The sequence below is a fragment of the Pseudomonas akapageensis genome, from assembly GCF_011355085.1.
Lineage (GTDB): Bacteria > Pseudomonadota > Gammaproteobacteria > Pseudomonadales > Pseudomonadaceae > Aquipseudomonas > Aquipseudomonas akapageensis.
This window is the reverse complement of record NZ_VXCP01000001.1, coordinates 420,110-426,601: the sequence shown is the minus strand read 5'-3', so window position 1 is coordinate 426,601 and position 6,492 is coordinate 420,110. Positions and strand designations below refer to the sequence as shown.

At 57.6% G+C, this 6,492-nt stretch carries 5 protein-coding genes; 3 read left to right on the top strand and 2 right to left on the bottom strand.

Annotated features, from left to right (window positions below; translation table 11 throughout):
• On the bottom strand, positions 1-756 hold a 756-nt coding region (locus F2S13_RS01850), incomplete at its 3' end, for a retention module-containing protein (RefSeq protein WP_166358442.1).
• Positions 757-1,105: 349 nt separating this feature from the next.
• Here F2S13_RS01850 and F2S13_RS01845 point away from each other — a divergent pair.
• The 3 genes from F2S13_RS01845 to F2S13_RS01835 are packed head-to-tail and all read left to right on the top strand — an operon-like array spanning position 1,106 to position 6,007.
• Positions 1,106-2,443, top strand: coding sequence for a TolC family outer membrane protein (locus tag F2S13_RS01845; RefSeq protein ID WP_166358432.1), 1,338 nt, complete (start codon positions 1,106-1,108; stop codon positions 2,441-2,443).
• A gap of 47 nt (positions 2,444-2,490) precedes the next feature.
• A complete protein-coding gene (locus F2S13_RS01840; RefSeq protein WP_166358430.1) occupies positions 2,491-4,644 on the top strand; it encodes a type I secretion system permease/ATPase in 2,154 nt (717 codons plus the stop codon).
• Complete coding sequence (locus F2S13_RS01835; protein WP_166358428.1) at positions 4,634-6,007, top strand: HlyD family type I secretion periplasmic adaptor subunit; 1,374 nt, start codon at positions 4,634-4,636, stop codon at positions 6,005-6,007. The genes F2S13_RS01840 and F2S13_RS01835 overlap by 11 nt, the downstream gene beginning before the upstream one ends.
• A 10-nt stretch (positions 6,008-6,017) precedes the next feature.
• Here F2S13_RS01835 and F2S13_RS01830 read toward each other — a convergent pair whose 3' ends face one another.
• The gene (locus tag F2S13_RS01830) at positions 6,018-6,482 is read right to left on the bottom strand and encodes a helix-turn-helix transcriptional regulator (RefSeq protein ID WP_343046969.1); all 465 of its coding nucleotides are present in this window, start codon (positions 6,480-6,482) and stop codon (positions 6,018-6,020) included.
• Positions 6,483-6,492: the final 10 nt, after the last annotated feature.

Below are 6,492 nucleotides of genomic sequence, written 5' to 3'. Positions count from 1 at the left end.
GACGGTCGGTACGGCGCCGTTGTAGTTGGTATCCGGGGCAAAGGTGTAATCGCCATCGGTACCAATGGTCAACGTACCGACGCCGATAATGGTCGCAGTCTGGCCTGCACTGAAGCTACCGGTTACGCCGGCGATGGTGAAGTGGGTGATGCTGAGGGACGTGTCGGCATCGCTGTCGTTGCTCAACACATTGCCGGTCAAGACAGTGTCTTCGGCCAGTGTGTTGGTATCGGCGGTCAGTACGCTTGGAGCGTTGGTGGCTTTGCTGTTCTGGTCGCCGGTATCGGTCCAGATGGTTTCGCCATTGGAGTCAGGACCGCTGGTGGGGAAACCAAAGGTCGGGTCAACGCGGGCCGCAGTTGCCTCCAGCAGCACGAAGTTGTGGTCGCCCCCGCCATGGCTCCCTCCCGCGTTAGCAGCGGTCGGGCCCGCAGCGGTGGCTTCGAGGTCTTGGGTCGGGTCGGCGCCGGCCATGATGGCCTGTTGCAGTTCGGCAACCGAAGGCGCGTTCTGAGCGATGGATTCGTCAAGGGCGATAGTGGTGTCGGGATCGGCGGCGCTCCACTGGGTGTCGCGACCCAGGTCGAGGGTGCGGCCATCCTGCAGTTCCAGCGTGATAGCACCGGACAAGCCTGTATCAACCTGGTCCCCGACGAACAGGCGATCGCCTTCAATGAGCACCCGACGAACCCCTTCCTGGGATACAGCGACGACTTGACCAACAATGCTTTTGACGATGGCAACAACACTGCTCATTGGGACTCTCCGGGATTACCGCTCAGAAGGCTTCCATAGACCAAATAGGCCTTTTTTTGCCGTTTCAGTTTGAAAGTGAAGATGGGTATTTTTGACGTGTGCCAGTCAATATTTTGGCTATATTTTTTCGCCATTAACTTTTCGTCAAAGCATTGACCAATCGGGCCTCATCCTAAACAATCCGCACCGCAATGTCACATTGATGTTAATTCGGCCTACCGTCCCTCGTTTTGTGCTCCAGTTCCCTTCCAGAACTCTCCCACATTCAGTCCAAAACGGATGCCCATTTCCCAATGCAGCGATGAGTTTTGCTGTGATCTAAGACATGAAGTCATCGGAATCAACCACAATGCGTGCGCACCTTTTCAAGGCTCTACCTTTTGTACTTGCTGCCAGTTTCGTTCAAGCACAAACCCTTCCAGAAGCTATGCAGCAAGCCATGGATGTACATCCGGAAATTCAGGCAGGTGTAAACAGTCGCCTGGCTGCCGATGGCCAGCTGCGCGCGGCGAAGGGCGGCTACCTGCCGAAGGTTGACGTGTTGGCTGGCTATGGACGCGAAGGCACTGACGATCAAAATACCGGCGGTCGGTGGCAAACCCTTGACCGAGGCGAGGCCAGTGCGCATGTGCGGCAAATGTTGTTTGATGGGTTTGCCACTTCCAGCGAAGTAGGTCGCCAGCAGGCAACTGTGAACTCGCGTGCTTACTCGCTGTTGGGTACCTCAGAAAGGACCGCATTGAGCGTGGCGCAGGTATATCTGGACGTCCTGAACCGCCGTCAGATGGTGCAACTGGCTGAAGACAATCTGCGCAGCCATGAGCGCGTTTATGATCAGATCAAATTGCGTACCAGTCGCGGTGTCGGTCGTACTGCTGACCTCGATCAGGCAGAAGCGCGCCTGGCCCAGGCCCAGAACAATCTGATCACCGAACAGACCAATCTCGCCGATGCCCAGACCAACTACCTGAGCGTCGTAGGTTCGTTGCCGGACGAGTTGGTCGAACCTCAGGGTTTCGTCGCATTGCTACCGGCGACTCTGGACGAGGCTCGCGAGCAAATGGTAGAAAGCAGTCCGATTTTGCGTTCGGCCGAGTCTGATATCACGGCCACTGAGAAGCAATACGAAGCTGCGAAGTCGACCTTCTACCCACAATTCGATGCTGAATTGGGGCACAACGCCGACAACAACGTTGGTGGCGAAGTAGGCGTTAGTAATGGCTGGGAGGCCATGGTCCGCATGCGCTTGAATCTGTATTCCGGCGGTAGCAACAAAGCTGATCTGGAATCCAAGGCCTACCAGGCGACCCAGGCGCTGGATATCCGCAATAATGCCTTACGCCAGTTGAATGAAGAGCTGGGCCTGGCCTGGAACGCTTACAACAACGCCACTGCCCAATTGCCGATCGCCCAGAAGTATGTCGATCGCAGTTCCAGTGTCCGCAGTGCTTACCAGAGCCAATTCAGCCTTGGCGAGCGAACCTTGCTCGACTTGCTCGATAGTGAAAACGAGCTGTTCACGTCGCGCCAGCGCCTGGTCCAGATCAAAACCCTGCAGTTGTACACTCAGTACCGGATCAAGGCCACGATGGGCCAATTACTAAAAAGCCAGGGGGTCGTCGCGCCGATGGCTACTGTTGTGCAAAACGATGTAAAGCCCAAGGTAAATCTACCTGGCCTGAACTGATTTTTGACCAATCAGTTCGTTTAACCGCTTAAGTTGAGAGTATCCGCGTGGAATCAGAAGTTAGTCGAGTTCAGCTCAGCCATGATCCACGCTGTCAGCATGATGATCCATTACTGGATGGGTTGCTGATGCTTTGTGTGCTTCATCAGAAGCCTGCCAGTCGGGCGATGCTGACGACGGGGTTGCCGTTGCCGTCGCAACGTCTGAGCCCCGATCTGTTGGCTCGCGCCGCTGCTCGCGCGGGCCTGCAAGGTCGGCTGATGCAGCGCAATCTTGAGCAGATTCCGGCAATTGCACTGCCGGCCATGCTGCTGCTCAAAGAGGGCCGCAGCGCCATTCTGCTTGGCTGGAAAGGCGACATGGCGCGGCTGCTGCTGAGCGAAAGCGATGGCGGTGAAGTGCAGGTCGGCCGTGACACGCTGGTGGAGGACTACAGCGGTCGGGTCTTCTTTGCACAGCCTCAGCACAAGTTCGATGTCACCAATGGCAGCCTGATCCCCCGAGCTCGTTCGTGGTTTCGCGACACCCTCAAGGGCTCTCGCTGGCTGTATACCGATGCCATCGCTGCCAGCCTGGTGATCAACATCATCGCCCTGGCGGCACCGCTGTTTGTCATGAACGTCTACGACCGAGTCGTCCCTAACCAGGCCACTTCCACGTTGTGGGTGTTGGCGGCGGGTATTACCGGTGCTTATTTATTCGACCTGTTGCTCAAGGGCCTGCGCGGTCTGTGCCTGGATCTGGCCGGCAAGAAAACTGACTTGATCATTTCTGCCACGTTGTTCGAGCGTATCGTCGGCATGGCGATGAAGTACCGCCCGGCGCGAGTTGGCAGCTTCGCTCAGAACATTCACGAATTTCAGGGGATGCGTGACTTCCTCACCTCGCTGACATTGACCAGCGTCATCGACTTACCCTTCACGTTGTTGATCCTGCTGGTGATTGCGGTCATCGGCGGGCACCTGGTCTGGATTCCGGTTGTCGCTTTCCCGCTGGCACTGGGTATCGGGCATTTCCTGCAGAAACCGCTGACTGCCACGCTGGAACGCACTATGGCGCTGGGGGCCGAGCGTCAGTCAAGCCTGATAGAAACCCTCGCAGGCCTGGATGCGGTGAAGGTCAACAATGCCGAGAGCGAACGCCAGTACCAGTGGGAGCAGACGATCGGCACCTTGAGCCGATTGGAGCTGCGGGTAAAAGTGCTGTCCAGTCTGGCGATGAACATTACGCTTCTGATTCAGCAGCTGGCGGGTGTGATCCTGATCATCTGCGGTGTCTACAAGATCATTGGCGGAGACTTGAGCATGGGTGGCTTGATTGCCTGCTACATGCTCAACGGCCGTGCACTTGCCCCACTGGCGCAACTGGCCGGCCTGCTGACCCGTTACCAGCAGGCGAAGGTGACCATGAGCTCTGTGGATCAGATGATGGAATTACCCCAGGAACGCAACTTTGAAGAGCGCCCAATGAGCCGTCAGGTGCTGCAGGGTGCTCTGGAGTTCCGTAACGTTGATTTCACGTATCCGAACCAGCAGAACCGAGCACTGCTCGGACTCAATCTGACAGTTCAGCCTGGCGAGAAGATTGGCATCATTGGCCGCAGCGGCTCCGGCAAGAGCTCGCTGGCCAAGCTGATCGTCGGTCTCTATCAGCCCGATTCGGGGGCATTGCTTGTGGACGGCGTGGATATTCGCCAGATCGACGTCAGTGAGCTGCGCCACAACATCGGCTACGTGCCGCAGGACATCCAGCTGCTGTCCGGCACGTTGCGTGACAACCTGATCAGCGGTGCCCGATACGTCGCAGATGAAATGGTTTTGCAGGCAGCCGAACTGTCGGGTGTGCATGAGTTTGCCCGCCTGCATCCGCAAGGTTACGAGTTGCAGGTCGGCGAGCGCGGCCAGAACCTCTCCGGCGGCCAGCGGCAGAACGTCGCGCTGGGGCGTTCGCTGTTGCTCAACCCGCAAATCCTGCTGCTCGACGAACCGACCAGCGCCATGGACAACACCGGCGAAGAGCGTCTGAAACAGCGCTTGCATGCCATCATTGAGAAAAAGACCGTGATTCTGGTAACTCACCGCGCCTCGCTGTTGTCGTTGGTCGACCGCCTGATTGTCATCGACCGCGGCAAGATTCTCGCCGACGGGCCGAAAGCAGCCGTCATGGAAGCGCTGAAAAAGGGGCAGATCGGTGTTGCTTAAGTCCGGGGCAGGGCGTTTCAAAGACGCTGTCAGCCGTTACTTCAAAGGCTCGCAATCGCTGGAAGGCCAGCCTTTGCCTGAGGTCAGCAAAGCGCTGATCGACGATGCCCCGCGCATCGTTCGTCTGACGATCTGGGCGGTCATCGGCTTCTTCTTGTTTCTGGTGGTGTGGGCGCACCTGGCGGTCATCGACGAAGTCACTCGTGGTGAAGGCAAGGCGATCCCTTCATCCAAAATTCAGAAAATCCAGAACCTGGAAGGCGGCATCGTCGCGCAGATCTACATCCACGAAGGTCAGATCGTAGAAATCGGCGATCCGTTGCTGCGTCTGGACGACACTCGCTTCGTTTCCAACGTCGGCGAGACCGAGGCAGACCGCATGGCCATGGAATTGCGCGTCGAACGCTTGAGTGCAGAGGTCGAAGAACGCTCGCTGAGTTTCACCGAAGACGTGCGCAAGAGCGTGCCCCGTCAAGCCGCCAACGAAGAGTCGCTCTACCAGAGCCGTCGCCAGCAGCTGCAGAATGAGATCGGTGGCTTGCAGCAGCAGATGGTCCAGCGCCAGCAGGAACTGCGAGAGTTTTCTTCCAAGCAAGCTCAATACCGCAGTAGCTTGCAGTTGCTCAAACAAGAAATCGACATGTCCGAACCTTTAATCGCTCAGGGCGCTATTTCCCCGGTAGAAGTGTTGCGCCTCAAGCGTTCGGAAGTCGAGATTCGTGGTCAACTTGATTCCACGACGCTGGCCATCCCCCGCGCCGAGGCCGCGATCAGAGAAGCGCAGAACAAGATCGATGAAGCTCGCGATAAGTTCCGCAGCGATGCGTTGACGCAACTAAACGAAGCGCGCACCGACCTGAGCAAGGCCCAGGCGACCGGGAAGGCACTGGAAGATCGGGTCAATCGCACCATGGTCACTTCGCCAGTGCGCGGTATTGTCAAGCAACTGCTGGTCAATACTGTCGGGGGTGTCATCCAGCCTGGCAGCGACCTGGTCGAGATTGTGCCGCTGGACGATACGCTTTTGGTGGAGGCACGCATTCGGCCTCAAGACATCGCTTTTCTGCACCCGGGTCAGGATGCAATGATCAAGTTCACCGCTTATGACTACACCATCTATGGTGGGCTCAAAGGCAAGCTCGAACAGATTGGCGCCGATACCATCACCGACGAAGAGGGTAATACCTTCTATATGATCAAGTTGCGCACTGACCGCAGCCATCTGGGAACCGATGAGCATCCGCTACTGATTATTCCCGGCATGGTCGCCTCGGTGGACATTATCACCGGTAAGAAGAGCGTCCTGAGCTATCTACTCAAGCCGATTATCCGCGCTCGCGCCGAAGCGCTGCACGAGCGCTAGGGCGAATAGCTCAATTGGCAACTGTTTCTGACGTGCCATCTGACAGATACAGAGACGCCGCACTGCTCGGCGTCTCTGCAATCTGCACTCGCAGACTCTGAGGTCGTTCAACAATCAGAGCGTCCCCCTGGCTCAACAACCACCAGCGCAACTGCCAGCTATTGCTCACGGTTGCCTGCATACGGTGACCGTAGTCGAGCGCGGTCAGCGTCATGTCATTCGATAATGGCGTCTCCCGGATCAGGCGGGCCAGGCCATCGCTGACCCAGGCGTGCAGTTCGATCCTGTCGCTGTCGCCGAACTGCATCGCATCGCTGCCCAGGTAGCGTTGCAGGCTGAAGTCTTCCAGGCCCTGGGCGGCAGTGGGAAGCGCCTGCAGCTGGCGAAACCGGTGGACTGCAAATTGGCGCACGTCGGTGTGGGGATGGGCGGTGCCGATCAGATAGCTGATGCGCCCACGCTGAATCAGCGCCATCCTGGAGACC